Source organism: Achromobacter sp. KK8 (genome assembly GCF_054188005.1).
In genome coordinates this window covers 1,835,824-1,853,103 of sequence record NZ_CM135178.1, presented here as the reverse complement: position 1 = coordinate 1,853,103, position 17,280 = coordinate 1,835,824, and the positions used below count along the sequence as shown (strand labels likewise).

Annotated in this window: 14 protein-coding genes; 8 read left to right on the top strand and 6 right to left on the bottom strand. The window is 68.8% G+C overall.

All coding sequences use genetic code 11. From position 1 onward, the window contains the following. Nucleotides 1-12 precede the first annotated feature (12 nt). From ACVN9Z_RS08580 to ACVN9Z_RS08565, 4 genes are all read right to left on the bottom strand, one after another. Entirely contained in the window at nt 13-381 is a 369-nt protein-coding gene (locus ACVN9Z_RS08580) for a hypothetical protein (protein WP_223308562.1), read from the bottom strand. Between the two features lie 96 nt (nt 382-477). Beyond that, on the bottom strand, nt 478-1,818 hold the full coding sequence (locus ACVN9Z_RS08575; protein WP_020925542.1) for a heavy metal sensor histidine kinase: 1,341 nt from the start codon (nt 1,816-1,818) through the stop codon (nt 478-480). After that, nucleotides 1,818-2,507, bottom strand: a complete 690-nt coding sequence (locus ACVN9Z_RS08570) for a heavy metal response regulator transcription factor (RefSeq protein WP_020925543.1) — start codon at nt 2,505-2,507, stop codon at nt 1,818-1,820. Before ACVN9Z_RS08570 ends, ACVN9Z_RS08575 begins: the two co-directional genes overlap by 1 nt. 176 nt (nt 2,508-2,683) lie before the next feature. Continuing rightward, nucleotides 2,684-3,025 (bottom strand): DUF4148 domain-containing protein, encoded by a 342-nt coding sequence (locus tag ACVN9Z_RS08565; protein WP_006387256.1) that lies wholly within the window; start codon nt 3,023-3,025, stop codon nt 2,684-2,686. Between the two features lie 252 nt (nt 3,026-3,277). On the opposite strand from ACVN9Z_RS08565, the gene ACVN9Z_RS08560 reads away from it, so the two are divergent. From ACVN9Z_RS08560 to ACVN9Z_RS08540, 5 genes are all read left to right on the top strand, one after another. Beyond that, entirely contained in the window at nt 3,278-4,531 is a 1,254-nt protein-coding gene (locus ACVN9Z_RS08560) for a TolC family protein (RefSeq protein WP_458213337.1), read from the top strand. Nucleotides 4,532-4,544: 13 nt separating this feature from the next. Further along, the gene (locus tag ACVN9Z_RS08555) at nt 4,545-5,759 is read left to right on the top strand and encodes an efflux RND transporter periplasmic adaptor subunit (RefSeq protein ID WP_458213336.1); all 1,215 of its coding nucleotides are present in this window, start codon (nt 4,545-4,547) and stop codon (nt 5,757-5,759) included. A gap of 16 nt (nt 5,760-5,775) precedes the next feature. Then, on the top strand, nt 5,776-8,961 hold the full coding sequence (locus tag ACVN9Z_RS08550; protein ID WP_054514265.1) for a CusA/CzcA family heavy metal efflux RND transporter: 3,186 nt from the start codon (nt 5,776-5,778) through the stop codon (nt 8,959-8,961). Between the two features lie 148 nt (nt 8,962-9,109). Then, nucleotides 9,110-10,141, top strand: a complete 1,032-nt coding sequence (locus ACVN9Z_RS08545) for a glycosyltransferase family 2 protein (protein ID WP_006387251.1) — start codon at nt 9,110-9,112, stop codon at nt 10,139-10,141. Next, nucleotides 10,125-11,567: an ArnT family glycosyltransferase gene (locus ACVN9Z_RS08540; RefSeq protein ID WP_006387250.1), complete on the top strand. Its 1,443-nt coding sequence runs from the start codon at nt 10,125-10,127 to the stop codon at nt 11,565-11,567. The genes ACVN9Z_RS08545 and ACVN9Z_RS08540 overlap by 17 nt, the downstream gene beginning before the upstream one ends. Before the next feature lie 19 nt (nt 11,568-11,586). Here ACVN9Z_RS08540 and speB read toward each other — a convergent pair whose 3' ends face one another. Together speB and ACVN9Z_RS08530 are read right to left on the bottom strand one after the other, a co-directional pair. After that, nucleotides 11,587-12,633: an agmatinase gene (gene speB / locus ACVN9Z_RS08535; RefSeq protein WP_006387249.1), complete on the bottom strand. Its 1,047-nt coding sequence runs from the start codon at nt 12,631-12,633 to the stop codon at nt 11,587-11,589. Continuing rightward, complete coding sequence (locus ACVN9Z_RS08530; protein WP_054446010.1) at nt 12,630-14,030, bottom strand: sodium:solute symporter family protein; 1,401 nt, start codon at nt 14,028-14,030, stop codon at nt 12,630-12,632. Before ACVN9Z_RS08530 ends, speB begins: the two co-directional genes overlap by 4 nt. A gap of 250 nt (nt 14,031-14,280) precedes the next feature. Between ACVN9Z_RS08530 and ACVN9Z_RS08525 the strand changes: the two genes are divergently transcribed. The 3 genes from ACVN9Z_RS08525 to ACVN9Z_RS08515 all read left to right on the top strand — a co-directional run bounded on the left by ACVN9Z_RS08525 (nt 14,281) and on the right by ACVN9Z_RS08515 (nt 17,266). Further along, the gene (locus ACVN9Z_RS08525) at nt 14,281-15,198 is read left to right on the top strand and encodes a LysR family transcriptional regulator (protein WP_006387247.1); all 918 of its coding nucleotides are present in this window, start codon (nt 14,281-14,283) and stop codon (nt 15,196-15,198) included. Nucleotides 15,199-15,260: 62 nt separating this feature from the next. Then, a complete protein-coding gene (panB, locus tag ACVN9Z_RS08520) occupies nt 15,261-16,091 on the top strand; it encodes a 3-methyl-2-oxobutanoate hydroxymethyltransferase (RefSeq protein ID WP_060720825.1) in 831 nt (276 codons plus the stop codon). Nucleotides 16,092-16,156: 65 nt separating this feature from the next. Then, the gene (locus ACVN9Z_RS08515; RefSeq protein WP_006387245.1) at nt 16,157-17,266 is read left to right on the top strand and encodes a YcjF family protein; all 1,110 of its coding nucleotides are present in this window, start codon (nt 16,157-16,159) and stop codon (nt 17,264-17,266) included. Nucleotides 17,267-17,280 lie beyond the last annotated feature (14 nt).

The window sequence follows — 17,280 nt, the reverse complement described above, 5'->3', positions numbered from 1 at the left end:
CAAGGGCCGCGCTCACTCATTGCCCAGCTCCTGGCACAACGCCTGCGCGTAGGCCGGACCGTTTCGCATCCGCGCATAGGCCGCATAGTGCTGGCGATAGCGTTCGCTGTAGACGTCGGGCAACGGCCGCGCGCGAGACAGCTGCGCCATGCCGGATGCGCGCCACACCTCGACCTGCGCCCGCACCTGGGCGCGCGTGACCTCGCCCCGCGCCTGGCGCGCGGCGTATGCCTCGCGCGTCGAGTCCGGCAGTTCGCATTCGCCCGCCGGCGCCGTCGGCGCGCGTGGGCTGGCCGCTGGCTGCGCCGCCGCCACCGGCATCGCGACCGCCAGGCCGGCCACCAATATGGCGGCCCACGCCGCCCGATTCGATCGCTGCATGAGCGCTCCCAGGCGTCCACCCGGCGCCGCCAACCGGCGCGGCGGGGAACAGGAGCAGTCTAGGCAACGCGTTGCGACAGAATCCGCACGGGAAGATTAGTTTTCTGTAATGTTGCGGTCCGCGATCCAGAATCCGATGGTGATGACGCCACCCTCGGAACACGCGAACGGCCTGCCGCCATGCATGCGCGCGATGGCCGCAACGATGGCCAGGCCCAACCCATGGTGGTTGGCATCGAACACGCGCGCGGCTTCCATGCGATAGAAGCGGTAGAACAGCCGCGGCAGATGCTCCTGGCCGATGGGATCACCGTGATTGCGCACCGCGATGCGGATGCCTTCATCACCACGATCGATCAGCAGGTCGATGCGCGTGCCGCGGTGCGCATAGCGCACGGCGTTGGACACCAGGTTGGATACCGCCCGCTGCAGCAGCGGCCGGTCGACATGCGCCGCGGCTTCGCCCGATACCGCGAACGACAGATCGGCATCCATGGCCTCGGCCTCGTGGTAGTCCGCCACTTCCGACAGCACCTGCGCCAGGCTTGCCGTCCAGCTGCCGCGCGCCTGCGCGCCGCGGTCCGCCTGCGACAGGAACAGCATGTCGTTGACGATGCCCGACAGGCGCTGCAATTCCTCCAGGTTCGATCCCAGGATATCGCGCAGCACCGCCTCCGGCCGCTTGCCGCTGAGCGCCAGCTCGGTCTCGCCGATCAGCGTGGCCAGCGGCGTGCGCAATTCGTGCGCGACGTCGGCGTTGAACCCCTCCATCTGCACGTAGGCCCGCTCCAGCCGCTGCAGCACTGCGTTGAACTGGTGCACCAATGGCCGGATCTCTTCGGCCTGGTGGCTTTCGTCGAGCCGCTCGCCGATGCGGTCGGGCGAAAGGCGGGCAGCCTGCCGGCCCAGCTCGTCGATCGGCGCCAGCGCCCGCCGCACCAATCGCGTGCCAATCGCCGACACGACGATGGCGCCGGCCAAGGCGCAGGCGAGCAGCGTCCACGCCAGGGCCGCGCGCAGATGCAGGTCCGACGTGATGTCCAGCACCAGTTCGGCATTCGTCGAACCGCCCGGCGATCCGGGCACCGGCAACGCGAAATTGATATGGCGGCCATGGCCGGCCTCGCCATCGCCCGGCCCGCCATAGACCACCCTGGCGCCATCGATCTCCAGCGCCAGCGAAAAATCGGGCCGGCCGTAGAAGAAATCCTCGAGCTTGTGGCGCAGCGAGGCCGAATCGCCCTTGGCCGCGTTCTCCTCGACCAGGTGCCTGATCACCTCCATCTTCTGCGCCAGCAGCGCTTCCTGGCGGATCGACAGGTTGCGGTTGGTGGCCCAATAGACCGCGACGCACACCAGCCCCAGGCCGGCGAACGTCAGGATCGCCAACCAGCGCGTGAGCCAGCGGCGCAATGATCTGGGGCGCGGCGCCGGCATCAGTCGTCCCGCGTTTCCAGCACGTAGCCCATGCCGCGCACGGTGTGCAGCAGCTTCTTCTCGAAGGGGTCGTCGACCTTGCCGCGCAGGCGCCGCACCGCCACTTCCACCACATTGGTATTGCTGTTGAAATTGATGTCCCAGACCTGCTCGGCCAGTTCCAGCCGCGACAGCACTTCGCCCTGCTTGCGCATCAGCAGCGCCAGCAAGGTGAATTCCTTGGCCGTCAGGTCCAGCCGCGTGCCGGCGCGGTAGGCGCGCCGGCGCAGCAGGTCGAGTTCCAGGTCGCCGATGCGCAGCACGTTCTGGCCGCCGGCCTCGGCCACGTTGTGGCCGCTGCGGCGTCCCAGCGCCAGCACCCGCGCCAGCAGTTCGGACAGGGCGAACGGCTTGGCCAGGTAATCGTCGGCGCCGTCACGCAGGCCCTTGACGCGGTCCTCCAGCTTGTCGCGCGCGGTCAGCATCAGCACCGGCACGCGGTCGGTCTTGCGCAGTTCGTGCAGGACGGAAAAGCCATCCATGCCCGGCAGCATCACGTCCAGCAGGATCAGGTCGTACTGGCTTTCGCGCGCCAGGTGCAGGCCGCTGACGCCGTCCATCGCCACATCGACCACATAGCTGTGTTCGGTCAGCGCGCGGCGCAGGTACTCAGCGAGTTTTTTTTCGTCTTCAATGACCAGTATTTTCATGGGGCCCCGAATGGAAAGAGGGACGAACCGCGACGCGTCGCCACCCTATTCTACGTGCGCGACGGCGGGCAACGGCGTCCGCCGTCCTGGCGCCAGGGCGCGGGACGGCGGGTCGCGGTCGGCGGTCGCCTGGCCGGCTCTGCCGCCGATGGCGGCAGGCAAGGGCAAGGGTCCGATCAACCCGGCGTGTAGATCGCGTCCAGGCGGGCGCGCTCGGCTGGCGTCATCGCCTCGACTTCCGCCAGCGCATCGGCGCGGGTGCGCGACGTGCCCTGCTTGGCCCAGCCCGGCTTGGCCAGGTTGTTGTAGGTCAGGAAGAACCACTGCCGCTTGTCGGCCTTGGCGGCGGCCAGTTCGTTGGCCACCTGTTCGCCGGTCTTGCCACCGGTGGCGTGATCCGGCGCGATGCTGTAGCCGATCTCGGTATTGGTCTGGTGCCAGGTGCTGTTGGCGCTGGCCAGGGCCGGCACGGCCAGGGCGCCGCACAGGGCGAGGGTGGTGACAATGCGTTGCTTCATGAGGGTCTCCCAGTTTCAGTGACTTGCCGGGGCAGCTGGAGCGCCGCGCCTGCACGCTTCTGTCAAGCGGTGAAGACACTTTAAGGACGCGACCGCGTCAATTCGCCAACACGCCGATTACGAATTCGTAAGGCGCGCGAACCTTACGGAAATGTCATTTTTCTGTCGAGGATCTGACGAGGACCGTTGGATAGAGTGCCCACCAATGCCTGCCTCAGCCCGAGTCCGTGGCGCTCTCCCTTGGTTGACCTCATGCGTTTATCCCCGATACCGCTCGCCCTGGCGGCGGCCCTGTGCCTCACGCCGGCCTGGGCCCAGCCCGGCCCCGCCAGCCCCACGCCTTCCCCGCGCGCCACGCCGGCGGGCCAGGTGTTGACGCTGGAACAGGCGCTGGCGACCGCCTATGAACGCAGCCCGCTGCTGGCTGCCGCCCGCAACGAAGCCGCGTCCAGCGAAGGCCAGCTCACACAGGCCGGCGTCATTCCGAATCCCAGCGTCGAGGTCGGCATCGACGACAACCGCCGCACCACGCGCACCACCACCACGACCTTGAGCATGCCGGTCGAACTGGGCGGCAAGCGCGCCGCGCGCGTCAAGGCCGCCGGCCTGGCGCGCGACATTGCCCAGCGCGACCTGTCGAGCGCGCGCGCCGACCTGCGCGCCGCCGTCATCGCCGCCTTCTTCGACGTGGCGGTGGCGCAGGAGACCGTGCGCGTCTCGCAGGGCGCCGTGGAGATCGCGCAGAACGCCCTGCGCCTGGCCGAACGGCGCGTCGCGGCCGGCAAGGCGCCGCCGCTGGAAAGCAGCAAGGCCCGCGTCGAACTGGCCAACTCGCGCATCGAGGCGCGCGCGGCCGACAGCGCGCTGCAGGCCGCGCGCCGCAAGCTGGGACAACTGTGGGGCGCGCCGCAGCCGGATTTCGCGCAGGTCGGCGCCGACCTGGGCACGCTGCCGCGGCGCGAGGCCATCGACGACCTGCGGGCCGCGCTGGCCACGTCGCCGCGCATGGAGGCAGGGCGCCTCTCGGTCGAAATGGGCCGGGCGCAGCTGGAGGTCGAGAAAAGCAAGCGCTATCCGGACATCACCCTGAGCGCCGGCGTGGCCCGCGACAACGAGCAGGGCCGCAACAAGGCGCAGTTCGGCGTGGCGATCCCGCTGCCGCTGTTCGACCGCAACCAGGGCAACGTCTACTCGGCCACGATGCAGTCGTACAAGGCGCAGGACATGTACCGCGAGCTGGAATCGCGCCTGACCGCCGACCTGCTGCAATCCGTATCGCAATTCGACCTGGCCGCCAACTCGGCGCGCGAGTACCGCGCCACCGTTCTGCCGGGCGCCGCCGAAGCCTACGACAGCGCCCGCAAAGGCTTCGAGGCCGGCAAGGTGAGCTTCCTGGAAGTGCTGGACGCGCAACGCACCCTGTCGCAAGGAAACATCGGCTACCTGAACGTCCTGGCCAGCGCCTATCAGGCTTCGGCGGACATCGATCGCATTCTCGGACGTTGAACCCTACCTTCCCATGACCATGCATACCGCGCTTTCCGCCTTTACCCGTCCGGCGCTGGCCGTCGCCCTGTCCACCGCCTGCCTGCTGGCGCTGGCCCTGCCAGGGCCGGCCCTGGCCGATGCCGGGCACGGCCAGGCCCCCGCCGGCTCCGATACGCGCGTTGCCGCCGACAGCACGGCCACGCCGCAAGACCATGATGAAGACAAGATCACGCTGAGTCCCGAGCAGATCGAGGCCGCCGATCTCGCGATTGAAACGGCCGGTCCCGCGCGCCTGGAGACGGCGGCGCAATTTCCCGGCGAGATCAAATTCAACGCCGACCGCACCGCGCACGTGGTGCCGCGGCTGGCCGGTGTGGTGCAGGAGGTGTCGGCGGACCTGGGCCAGCAGGTCCGGAAGGGCGATCTGCTGGCGGCGCTGTCGAGCACCGCGCTGTCGGAACTGCGCAGCGAATGGCTGGCCGCCAGCAAGCGCCGCGACCTGGCCGCCGCCACGCACCAGCGCGAACTCAAGCTGTGGCGCGAAAAGGTATCCGCCGAGCAGGACTACCAGCAGGCCCGCACCGCGCTGCAGGAGGCGCAGATCGCGGTGCAGAACGCCGCGCAGAAGCTGGCGGCCATCGGCGCGCCGCCGCAGTCCAAGGACCTGAGCCGGCTGGAGATCCGCGCGCCGTTCGATGGCGTGGTGGTCGAAAAACACATCGCCCTGGGCGAGGCGCTGGCCGACACCGCCAGCATCTTCACGCTGTCGGACCTGCGCACCGTCTGGGCCGAGTTCGTGATCGCGCCCAAGGACCTGCAGGACGTGCGCGTGGGCGAAGCCGCCAGCGTCGCCTCGGCGGCCTTCTCCGGCCAGGCCCGCGGCAAGGTGTCGTACATCGGCTCGCTGCTTGGCCAGCAGACCCGCACGGCCACGGCCCGGGTCACGCTCGACAACCCCGACATGGCCTGGCGTCCGGGGCTGTTCGTCTCCGTCAACGTGGTCACCAGCAGCGCCGACGTGCCGGTGGCGGTGACGGCCGACGCGGTCCAGACGGTCGAGAACGAATCGGTGGTGTACGTCGAAGCGCCGGGCGGCTTCCTGGCGCAGCCGGTCAAGCTCGGCCGCGCCTCCGGCGAGCAGGTCGAAGTGCTGTCGGGCCTGGCCGCCGGCACCCGCTATGTCGCGCGCAACGCCTTCGTGCTGAAGGCCGAGCAGGGCAAGGCCAGCGCCAGCCACGCGCACTGAGCCGGAGCATCCAGACATGTTCGAACGCCTGATCCGCTTCGCCATCGAGCAACGGTGGCTGGTCCTTTTCGTCACCCTGGGCGTTGCCGCCATCGGGGTCTACAACTACACCCGGCTGGCCATCGACGCCGTGCCGGACATCACCAATGTGCAGGTGCAGATCAACGTCGGCGCGCCCGGCTATTCGCCGCTCGAAACCGAACAGCGGATCACCTATCCGATCGAGACCGTCATGGCCGGCCTGCCCGGGTTGCAGCAGACGCGCTCGCTGTCGCGCTACGGCCTGTCGCAGGTGACGGTGATCTTCAAGGACGGCACCGACATCTATTTCGCGCGCCAGCTGGTCAACCAGCGGCTGCAGGAGGCCAAGGAAAGCCTGCCCGAGGGCATCACGCCGACCATGGGCCCGATCTCCACCGGCCTGGGCGAGATCTACCTGTGGACAGTGGAGGCCGAGCCAGGCGCGAAGAAGGACGACGGCAGCCCCTACACTCCCACGGACCTGCGCGAAATCCAGGACTGGGTCATCAAGCCGCAGCTGCGCAACATCACCGGCGTCACCGAGATCAACTCGATCGGCGGCTTCGCCAAGGAATACCAGGTGGCGCCCAACACCGAGCGGCTCGCGTCCTATGGCCTGTCCCTGACCGACATCATGGCGGCGCTGGACCGCAACAACGCCAACGTCGGCGCCGGCTACATCGAGCGCAAGGGCGAGCAGTACCTGATCCGCGCGCCGGGCCAGGTGCGTTCCATCGACGACATCCGCGACGTGGTGCTGACCGCCGTCGACGGCCAGGCCATCCGCATCCGCGACGTGGCCGACGTCAGCATCGGCCGCGAACTGCGCACCGGCGCTGCCACCGACAACGGCCAGGAAGTGGTGCTGGGCACGGTGTTCATGCTGATCGGCGAAAACAGCCGCTCGGTGTCGCAGGCGGTGTCGGCGCGCATCGACGCCATCAACAAGACCCTGCCGCCCGGCATCAAGGCCGTCACCGTGTACGACCGCAGCAACCTGATCGACAAGGCCATCGCCACGGTCAAGAAAAACCTGCTGGAAGGCGCGACGCTGGTGATCGTGATTCTGTTCCTGTTCCTGGGCAACATCCGCGCCGCGCTGATCACCGCCATGGTGATCCCGCTGTCGATGCTGTTCACCTTCACCGGCATGGTCACGTACAAGGTCAGCGCCAACCTGATGAGCCTGGGCGCGCTGGACTTCGGCATCATCGTCGACGGCGCCGTGGTGATCGTCGAGAACTGCGTGCGGCGCCTGAGCCACGCGCAGGAACACCAGGGCCGGCCCCTGAGCCGCAGCGAGCGCTTTCACGAGGTGTTCGCCGCCGCGCGCGAGGCTCGCCGGCCGCTGCTATTCGGCCAGCTCATCATCATGGTGGTGTACCTGCCGATCTTCGCGTTGACGGGGGTCGAAGGACGCATGTTCCACCCCATGGCGCTGACCGTGGTGCTGGCGCTGCTGGGCGCGATGATCCTGTCCGTCACCTTCGTGCCGGCGGCGGTGGCGCTGTTCATCGGCAAGAAGGTGTCGGAAAAGGAGAACCGCCTGATGCTGTGGGCCAAGCGCCGCTACGCGCCGCTGCTGGACCTGGCGCTGCGCCGCACGCCGCTGGTGCTGGCCGCCGCCACCCTGTTCGTGGCGCTGTGCGGCGTGATCGCCTCGCGCATGGGCAGCGAGTTCATCCCCAACCTGAACGAAGGCGACATCGCCATCCAGGCGCTGCGCATTCCCGGCACCAGCCTGAGCCAGTCGCTGGAGATGCAGAAGCAGCTGGAAACCCGGCTGAAGCAGAAATTCCCCGAGATCGAGCGCGTCTTCGCCCGCACCGGCACCGCCGAGATCGCCTCCGACCCGATGCCGCCCAACATCTCCGACGGCTACATCATGCTCAAGCCCAAGGATCAATGGCCCGCCCCGCGCAAGACCCAGGCCGAGCTGCTGCGCGCGATCCAGGAAGAGGCGGCGCGGATGCCGGGCAACAACTATGAGTTCTCGCAGCCGATCCAGCTGCGCTTCAACGAATTGATCTCCGGCGTGCGCAGCGACGTGGCCGTCAAGATCTTCGGCGACGACAACGACGTGCTGAACCGCTCCGCCGCCGAGGTCGCGCAGGTACTGCAGGCCATTCCCGGCGCCTCCGAAGTCAAGATCGAGCAGACCACCGGCCTGCCGGTGCTGACGGTCAACATCGACCGCGCCCGCGCCGCGCGCTACGGCTTGAGCCTGGCCGACGTGCAGGACACCCTGGGTATCGCCATCGGCGGCCGCGAAGCCGGCACCTTCTTCCAGGGCGACCGCCGCTTCGACATCGTGGTGCGCCTGCCGGAAACCGTGCGCGAGAGCATTCCGGCGCTGCGCAAGCTGCCCATCGCCCTGCCCAGGAGCGAGGGGCAGGCGCAGACCGCCTACATCCCGCTGTCCGAGGTGGCCAGCTTCGACCTGGCGCCCGGCCCCAACCAGATCTCGCGCGAGGACGGCAAGCGCCGCATCGTCGTCAGCGCCAACGTGCGCGGCCGCGACCTGGGCTCCTTCGTGGCCGACGCCGAGGCGGCGCTGGCCGAGAAGATCAAGGTCCCGGCCGGCTACTGGACCGCCTGGGGCGGCACCTTCGAACAGCTGCAGTCCGCGGCCCAGCGCCTGCGGATCGTGGTGCCGGCGGCGCTGCTGCTGGTGTTCGGCTTGCTGTTCGCCATGTTCGGCAACATCAAGGACGGCCTGATCGTGTTCACCGGCATTCCCTTCGCGCTGACCGGCGGCGTCATCTCGCTGTGGCTGCGCGGCATTCCGCTGTCGATCACCGCGGCGGTGGGCTTCATCGCGCTGTGCGGCGTGGCGGTGCTGAACGGCCTGGTGTTGCTGTCGTTCATCAGCTCGCTGCGCGAGTCCGGCAAGCCGCTCGACCAGGCGGTGCGCGAAGGCGCCCTGACGCGCCTGCGACCGGTGCTGATGACCGCGCTGGTGGCCTCGCTCGGCTTCGTGCCCATGGCGATCGCCACCGGCACCGGCGCCGAGGTGCAGCGGCCGCTGGCCACGGTGGTCATCGGCGGCATCATCTCCTCGACCATCCTGACGCTGCTGGTGCTGCCGGCGCTGTACCGGCTGATGCACCGCAAGGATGCCGAGGAGGCGGAGCTGGCGGAAAGCGAAGCGCAACGCCAGGAACGACCCGCCGCCGGATGAACCGACGGGGTCATGCCCACGGCCTCGACCCTTGCGCAAATGTAATGTCGCCGTCCGGAAGCTGTCGAAGACGGCCCAATAAAGTGGCGAAACGCCGGCGCTTCACGGCCGGCGTGGCCCGTCAGCTCCACCTGAAAGTACCCAGACAATGCGTCCCTATCCTGATCTGCCGACCTTGCCACGGACCCCGCCGCGTCCGGTGCAGGTCTCCATCATCATTCCCTTCCTGAACGAACGCGAGGTACTGCCCCTGTGCCACGCGCGGCTGCGGCAGGTGCTGGACGCCCTGGGCGAACCCTGGGAAATCGTGTTCGTCGACGACGGCAGCCAGGACGGCAGCGCCGAATACCTGGCGGGCCTCATGGCGCGCGAGCCCGGGCTGAAGCTGGTGCGCCTGAGCCGCAACTTCGGCAAAGAGGCCGCCATGACGGCGGGCCTGGAGCATGCCACGGGCGCGGCCGTTATCCTGCTGGACGCCGACCTGCAGGACCCGCCGGAACTGATTCCGGACATGGTGCGGGCCTGGCGCGAGGGCGCCGACGTGGTCTGCATGCGGCGCCGCAGCCGCGCGGGCGAAAGCTGGCTCAAGCGCGCCTCGGCCTATGCCTACTACCGGCTGCTCAGCCGCCTGAGCCGGGCCGCGATCCCGCCGGACACCGGCGATTTCCGCCTGATGAGCCGGCGCGCGGTCGACGCGCTGCTGCGGCTGCCCGAGAGATGCCGCTACATGAAGGGCCTGTACGCCTGGATCGGCATGCCCACCCGCGTCATCGACTACGACCGCGCTCCCCGCGCCGCCGGCGCCACCAAGTGGAACTATTTCGCGCTGCTGCGGCTGGCAATGGAAGGCATCACCTCGTTCTCCACCGCGCCGCTGCGCTGGGCCACGGCCGCCGGCGTGACGGCCGCCTTGCTCGGCGCGCTGTTTGGCCTGGCCATCATCTTCAAGACACTCATCTTCGGCGATCCCGTCGAGGGCTATCCCTCGCTGATGGCCATGATCACTTTCCTGAGCGGCATTCAGCTGATCACCATCGGCCTGCTGGGCGAATACATGGGCAAGACCTACATGGAAGCCAAGCAGCGGCCCGTCTACCTTGTGAGCGAGGTGCAGCACAGCGCCGCGGCGGTCCTGCCGCTGGCCGACACCGGCAAGGGTCCGCATGCGGTTAACTTCTAGGGGCCTGCTGCTGGGTCTGGGCGTCATCCTGGCGTTGCGGCTGGCCGCCATGGCCTCGATGCCGCTGGCGGACACCTCGGAGCCGCGCTATGCGGAGATCGCCCGGCTGATGGCGCAATCCGGCGACTGGATCACCCCGTGGTTCGAGCCGGGCGTGCCGTTCTGGGGCAAGCCGCCTCTGGCATTCTGGGCGCAGGCGCTCTCCATCCGCCTGTTCGGCCTGTCGGAACTGGCCGTGCGCCTGCCGTCATGGCTGGCCATGCTGGGCGTGCTGGCGCTGGTCCACGCCTGCGGCCGGCGGCTGCGCAGCGCCTCGGCCGCGCGCTGGGCCACGCTGTTGTTCGCCACCATGCTGCTGCCGTTCGCCAGCGCCGGGGCGGTGCTCACCGACGCCTTCCTGGCGCTGGGCGTGACGCTGTCGATGGTTGCGTTCTTCCTGGCGCCCACCGAGCCCAGGCCACTGTGGCGCTACGGCTTCTTCATCGGGCTGGCCATCGGCCTGTTGTCCAAGGGGCCGCTGGCGCTGGTGCTGACCGGCGGCGCGATCGTGCCCTGGATGCTGTGGCACCGCAATGCATCCCCCCCATTGCGGGCCCTGCCCTGGGCCAGCGGCGGGGCGTTGATGCTGGCATTGGCGCTGCCCTGGTATGTCGCCGCCGAACTGAAGACGCCCGGCTTCCTGCAGTATTTCATCGTCGGCGAACACTTCCTGCGCTTCGTCGATCCCGGCTGGGTCGGCGACCGCTACGGCTCGGCGCACCAGCGCCCCTACGGCAGTATCTGGCTGGACTGGCTCCTGGCAACCATGCCGTGGGGCGTGGTCCTGCTGGGCGCGATGCTGTGGCCGTGGCGCGGCGCGTCGCCGCGCCGACGCATCGCGACCGCCACCCGCGACCCCGGCCTGACCTACCTGTTGGCATGGGCGCTGGCCACGCCGCTGTTCTTCACGCTGTCCGGCAACATCCTGTGGACGTACGTGCTGCCGGCGTTGCCGCCCGTGGCGCTGGCGCTCGGCATCCAGGCCAGCCAATGGCGCCGCCGCCCTGCCCAGTTGCTGCTGGCCGGCATGGCGCTGGCGCCGGCCGCCGCCCTGGTGCTGGCGGTGCTGGCCTGGACCCAACCCGAACGCTACAAGACGGAGAAACAGTTGGTGCGGCAGGCGCAGGCAGCCATGCGGCCCGGCGACCGTCTCTATTTCATCGGCAGCCGGCCGTTCTCGGCCCGCTACTACTCGCGGGACAGCGCCGGCCTGGTCGGCCGGCAGGAACTGGCCACCGTACTGCCCACCGCCGGCCGCCAGGTGTTCCTGGCGCTGCCCAAGGACGAAGCCGCGGGGCTGCTGGCGGCCTGGCCCGGCCCGGTCACGCTGCTGTATTCGAGCCGGCGCTACCGCCTGCTGAAAGTAGAGAGCGGCGCGGCGCCTTGAGACCGCGGCGGACGCGGATTCAGCGCGGGCCGCGCAGCCGCATCAGGCTGAGGATCTCGAACAGGATCTGCGCCCCCGCATGCGCGGTGTTGGCGGTGGCGTCGTACGACGGCGCCACTTCCACCAGGTCGCCGCCAACGATGTCCAGGCCCGCCAGCCCCCGCAGCATGGCCTGGGCCTCGCGCACCGTCACGCCGCCAACCTCGGGCGTGCCGGTGCCGGGCGCGAAAGCGGGATCCAGGCAATCGATGTCGAACGACACATACACGGGCGCGTCGCCGACGATGGCTCGCGCCTGGGCGATGATGGCGTCCACCCCAAGCCGCGGAATGTCCTCCGCATGGATCACGGTCATGCCGGATTCATACGAGAACTCCCACAGGTATTCGGCCGATCCACGGATGCCGATCTGGATCGTGCGCGTCGGGTCGAGCACGCCTTCCAGCACCGCCTGGCGGAATGGCCCGCCGTGATGGAAGCGGCTGCCGTCGAAGGGGCCGCCGGTGTCGCAATGCGCATCGAAATGCACCAGCGCCACGGGCTGCCGGGCGCCCAGCGCCCGCAGGATGGGCAGTGTCACGGAATGGTCGCCGCCCACCGAGAGCGGCGCGACACCGGCTGCCACGAGTTTCTCGTAGGCCGCGTGGATGTCCTCGTGCGACTGTTCCAGGCTGTAGCGGCTGCGCATCGGCACGTCGCCGATGTCGGCCACGCGCAGCTCGCGCACCGGCGCGCACTTGAGCGCATGGTTGTAGGGGCCGACCCGCTCGATGGCGCGCAACGCGCGCGGCCCGAAGCGACAGCCGCTGCGGTTGCTGGCGCCCAGGTCCATCGGCACGCCGAGCAGCGCCACCTGCAGGTCGCCGAAATCCGGTTGGGTCCAGTCGACCTGCCGCGCCGGCGCGTCGAGCAATGTCGGCATGCCGGCGTAGGGCGCGCTGCGGGTGCCGCTGTCGTCGATGACGTTGGCCGCCACCGCCCGAAAGTGCGGATCGTGGATGACGGCTTCGTTGGCGCCGCCGAACCGGGCGCGCAACGCGGCCAGCTTCTCCGGGGTGAAACTCATGGGGTGCTCCTGGAAGATGAATCGCCGTGAACCGGCGCCGCCGCCTGTCCGATCAGGCTGACGATGATGAAACTGACGGCGCTGACGGCCAGGCTGGCGTAGATCGGCGTGTTGGCCGCCAGGCCGTCGCGGATCATGAAGCCGATCGCCGTGGCGCAGCCCAGCAGCATGCTGGCGATCGCGCCGGCGGTCGTTCCACGGCGCCACCAGATGGCGCCCAGGATCGGCACCAGCATGCCCCCGACCAGCAGGTTGTAGGCGCAGGTCAACGCGTCCAGCACGTCGTCGACCACCAGCGCGATGCCGAGCGTGGCCAGGCCGACCAGCAGCGTCATCAGGCGATGGCTGCGCACGTGGGTAAAGCCGCGGCCGCCGCGCAAGGCCGGCAGCAGGTCCTCGGCCAACACGGTGGAAGAGGCCAGCATCGCCGCGCTGGCGGTGGACATCATCGCCGCCAGCGCCGCCGCGATCACCAGGCCGCGAATGCCAGCCGGCAACTCGGCCTGGACGATGGCGGCAAAGGCGTTGTTGACGTTGTCCAGGTCGGGCAGCAAGACCCTGGCGGTCATGCCGATCAGCGCGCCCACCAGGCCATAGACGATGCAATACAGCCCCGCCGCCGCCCCCGCCAGCCTCGCCACCCGCTCGCTGCGGGCGGTAAAGACGCGTTGCCAGATGTCCTGGCCGATCAGGATGCCGAAGAAATAGATCAGGAAGTACGTCACGATGGTGGGCCAGCCGATCGCGGTCGGCTCGAAGCTGGCCGCCGGCAGTTTCGCCACCAGTTGGTCCCAGCCGCCGACCCGCGACAGGCAGATCGGCAGCAGCACGGCCATCAGGCCGACCGTCTTGATCAGGAACTGCACGATGTCGGTCAGGGTCAGCGACCACATGCCGCCCACCGCCGAATACACCACCACCACGCCGCCGCCCACCAGGATCGCCAGCCAGAATGGCATGTCGAACAGCACCTGCATCACCGTGCCGGTCGCGATCACCGAGGTCGCGGCCAGCATCAGCGCGTAGGCCATCATCACCAGCGCGCTGACATGCCGGGTGCGCGCGCTGTAGCGGAACTCCAGGATCTGCGTCACGGTGAAGATGCGCAGCTTCAGCAGCGGCCGGGCCAGGAACACGTTCAGCACGATGATGCCCAGGCCCAGCATGGCGCACAGCCAGAACCCCGAGATGCCATGCACATACCCCAGCCGCACCGTGCCGACGGTGCTGGCGCCGCCCAGCACCGTGGCCGCCATGGTGCCCATGTAGAAGGCCGGTCCGAGATTGCGCCCCGCCACCAGGAAATCCTCGTGCGTCCTGGACCGCCGCATCCCATACCACCCCAGCAACAGCATCGCGGCCAGGTAGGCCACGACTACACCGATGTCCAGAACCATGTTCTTCCCCTTGTTTCGTCACGTGCGGCACGGGCCATCGAGCGCCGCCGGCAAAACAGCTATTGAAATAGAAGTGAATCTGGAAAACGCATCCTTCCAGACCCCGGTTCGCGCGCTTGCCGGCGCCAGCGCCGGCCTTGCATCGAATCGACAACCCGGGTGGAATAATAGAAATCCGGGCTTTTTCCATCCATGCCTAGTTCGGAAAATTCACATCGATGCTCATCGATGTTTTGTCGGTGATTACCCTATGCTCTCGAACGTTTCCGACCTCGACCTGCGACTGATCCGCGTCTTCCTCACCATCGTCGACGCCGGCGGCGTCTCCGCCGCGCAGGCGCTGCTGGGGGTGGGCCAGTCCACCATCAGCAGCCAACTGGCCACGCTGGAGACCCGCCTGGGTTTCACCCTGTGCGAACGCGGCCGCGGCGGCTTTCGCCTGAGCGCCAAGGGGCAGCGCTTCGACAAGCTGGCGCGGCGCGCGCTAGCCTCGCTGGACGACTTCAGCGCGCAGGCGCGCAACATGCACCGGCAACTGGTCGGCAACCTCACGCTGGGCCTGATCGGCAACGCCACCATGGCGCAGAACGCGCGCATCGGCCACGCCATCGAGAAATTCCGCCGGCGCGACGAAGCGGTGCGCCTGTCGGTGCTGATCCGCAGCCCGCGCGAACTGGAGGAACTGATCCTGAAAGACGAAATGCAGGTGGCCATCGGCTATTTCCTGCACCGCGTGCCGATGCTGGACTACACGCCGCTGTTCCAGGAACGGCAGGTCGCCTACTGCGGCGCCAGCCATCCGCTGGCGGCGCGCGCCGGCCGCGTCACCGAAGCGGACATCGCCGACGCCGACTGGACCTGGCGCACCTATCCGCTGCCGGAATCGTCGTTCGCCGGCCGCCCGCGTCACATCACCTCGGAGGCCGACAACATGGAGGCCGCGCTGATCCTGATCCTGTCGGGCGCGCACCTGGGCTACCTGCCCGAGCACTACGCCGCGCCCTACGTGACGGCCGGCCTGCTGCACGCGCTGGATGCCGACGCCTATCACTACGACGTCGAAATCAGCATGGTGGCCAAGCGGCGCAGCCACCTGGATGACATCGCCGCGGCCTTCCTCGAAGACATGCGCGCGGCGCTGCTGGCTGCGCCGGACGCCACGCCGTGATATACCTGTGCCGCGCGCGGCGCCCGTCCACGGGCCTTGCGCGCCGCATACCAGGAGCCCGCATGTCCACTACCGCCACCCTGAATTCCGCCGCCGGCGCGCCGCGCCGCATGACCGTCCCGGCGTTTCGCGCCCGCAAGCGCGCCGAACCCCTGGTCATGCTCACCGCCTACACCGCGCGCATGGCCGAACTGCTGGATCCGCACTGCGACGCGCTGCTGGTGGGCGACAGCCTGGCGCAGACCATCTACGGCCTGCCGTCCACCGTGCCCGTCACGCTGGACATGATGGTCGCGCACGGCGCCGCGGTGGTGCGCGGCGCGCGCCAGGCCCTGGTGGTGGTCGACATGCCGTTCGGCAGCTACGAGGAAAGCCCGGAGCAGGCCTTCCGTTCGGCCGCCCGCGTCCTGAAGGAAACCGGCGCCAGCGCCGTAAAGCTGGAAGGCGGCCAGGCCATGGCGCCGGCGATCGCCTATCTGTCGGCGCGTGGCATTCCGGTCATGGCGCACATCGGCCTGACGCCGCAGGCGGTCAACATCCTTGGCGGCTATGGCGCCCGCGGCCGGGGCGATGCCGAATACGCCCGCATCGCCGCCGACGCCACGGCGGTTGCCGAGGCCGGCGCCTTCGCCGTGGTGATCGAAGGCGTGGTCGAGCCGCTGGCGCTGGCCATCACCGAGGCGATCGCCTGCCCCACGATCGGCATCGGCGCCTCCGCCGGCTGCGACGGCCAGGTGCTGGTGGTGGACGACATGCTCGGCATGTTCGAGCGCACCGCCCGCTTCGTCAAACGCTACGACACCCTGGCCGACCGCATCCAGGCGGCCGCGCGCGATTACGCCGCCGACGTGCGCGCGCGCCGCTTTCCCGAGTCGCAGCACCTGTACGGCTGAATCCGGCCCGCGCGCTTTTATCGCTAGAATCAAGCCATGCCTGTTTCCCGCGCCCGCCGCCTGCCATGAATCCGCCCCGCCACGACACGCCCCAATTGCAGGACGCCATCGCCGATGCGATCAGCACCGCCACGCGCGGCGCGGGACGCGTCAACATCCTGGTGGCCGGCAAGACCGGCGTGGGCAAGAGCACGCTCATCAACGCCGTGTTCCGCGGCGAGCTGGCCAAGACAGGCGCCGGCAAGCCGGTCACCCAGACCACGCAGGAATTCTCGCGGCCCGGCCACCCCCTGACCATCATCGACACCCGTGGCCTGGAAGTGGGCGACTACGCCCGCTCACGCCAGCAATTGGCCGACCTGATCCGCGAACGCTCCGCCGCGGATGACCAGGACCGGCACCTGCACGCCGCCTGGCTGTGCATCCAGGACAGCGGCCACCGCGTCGAAGACGCCGAAATCGAGCTGAGCGCCCTGCTGGCCGACGCCGGCATCCCGGTTATCGTCGTGCTCACCAAGGCGCGCAAGAACAGTCCTTTCCTGGAACAGGCGCGCGCCCTGTTGCCGCGCGCGCGCCAGGTGGTGGCGGTACGCGCGCTGCCCGAACGCATCGAGGAACTGGACGCGGACCTGCCGCCGATGGGACTGGACGCGCTGATCGAAGCCACCGCTCAGTACATCCCCGAATCACAGCAACGCGCTTATGCCAATGCGCTATCGACCCGCAACCAGAAAGCCCTGGAAGTAAAAAAAAAGCGGGCTGAAATAGAAGTGAACATCGCGGCCGGACTGGCCGCGTCCGCCGCCGCCGCGCCGATTCCGTTCTCCGATGCGGTGGCGCTGGTGCCGATCCAGGTCGGCATGATCGCCAAGATCGGCATCACCTTCGGCATGGAGCTGAACACCGCCGCCATCAGCACGCTCGTCACTTCCTCGCTGGGCGCGTCGGCGGCCACGCTGGTCGGGCGTTCGGTGGTGTCGGGCCTGCTCAAGTTCATCCCCGGCGCCGGCAGCGCCGTGGGCGGCACCATCGCCGCCACCACCGCCGGTGCCATCACCAAACTGCTGGGCAACGCCTATGTCGCGGTGCTGTACGACTTCTGCCAGAAGCATCCGGGCCAGGATCTCGACATCCCGATGATCACCCAGGCCTTGAAGCAGCGCATGAAACCGTGACAGCCCGCGCGCGG

What these genes read in the sequence shown, in the direction of transcription:
- ACVN9Z_RS08530 (WP_054446010.1), bottom strand. Translation starts at nt 14,030, where the DNA reads ATGGTTCTGGACATCGGTGTAGTCGTGGCCTACCTGGCCGCGATGCTG.
- ACVN9Z_RS08545 (WP_006387251.1), top strand. Translation starts at nt 9,110, where the DNA reads ATGCGTCCCTATCCTGATCTGCCGACCTTGCCACGGACCCCGCCGCGT.
- ACVN9Z_RS08580 (WP_223308562.1), bottom strand. Translation starts at nt 381, where the DNA reads ATGCAGCGATCGAATCGGGCGGCGTGGGCCGCCATATTGGTGGCCGGC.
- ACVN9Z_RS08575 (WP_020925542.1), bottom strand. Translation starts at nt 1,818, where the DNA reads ATGCCGGCGCCGCGCCCCAGATCATTGCGCCGCTGGCTCACGCGCTGG.
- ACVN9Z_RS08555 (WP_458213336.1), top strand. Translation starts at nt 4,545, where the DNA reads ATGACCATGCATACCGCGCTTTCCGCCTTTACCCGTCCGGCGCTGGCC.
- ACVN9Z_RS08525 (WP_006387247.1), top strand. Translation starts at nt 14,281, where the DNA reads ATGCTCTCGAACGTTTCCGACCTCGACCTGCGACTGATCCGCGTCTTC.
- ACVN9Z_RS08565 (WP_006387256.1), bottom strand. Translation starts at nt 3,025, where the DNA reads ATGAAGCAACGCATTGTCACCACCCTCGCCCTGTGCGGCGCCCTGGCC.
- ACVN9Z_RS08570 (WP_020925543.1), bottom strand. Translation starts at nt 2,507, where the DNA reads ATGAAAATACTGGTCATTGAAGACGAAAAAAAACTCGCTGAGTACCTG.
- speB (WP_006387249.1), bottom strand. Translation starts at nt 12,633, where the DNA reads ATGAGTTTCACCCCGGAGAAGCTGGCCGCGTTGCGCGCCCGGTTCGGC.
- ACVN9Z_RS08515 (WP_006387245.1), top strand. Translation starts at nt 16,157, where the DNA reads ATGAATCCGCCCCGCCACGACACGCCCCAATTGCAGGACGCCATCGCC.
- ACVN9Z_RS08560 (WP_458213337.1), top strand. Translation starts at nt 3,278, where the DNA reads ATGCGTTTATCCCCGATACCGCTCGCCCTGGCGGCGGCCCTGTGCCTC.
- panB (WP_060720825.1), top strand. Translation starts at nt 15,261, where the DNA reads ATGTCCACTACCGCCACCCTGAATTCCGCCGCCGGCGCGCCGCGCCGC.
- ACVN9Z_RS08540 (WP_006387250.1), top strand. Translation starts at nt 10,125, where the DNA reads ATGCGGTTAACTTCTAGGGGCCTGCTGCTGGGTCTGGGCGTCATCCTG.
- ACVN9Z_RS08550 (WP_054514265.1), top strand. Translation starts at nt 5,776, where the DNA reads ATGTTCGAACGCCTGATCCGCTTCGCCATCGAGCAACGGTGGCTGGTC.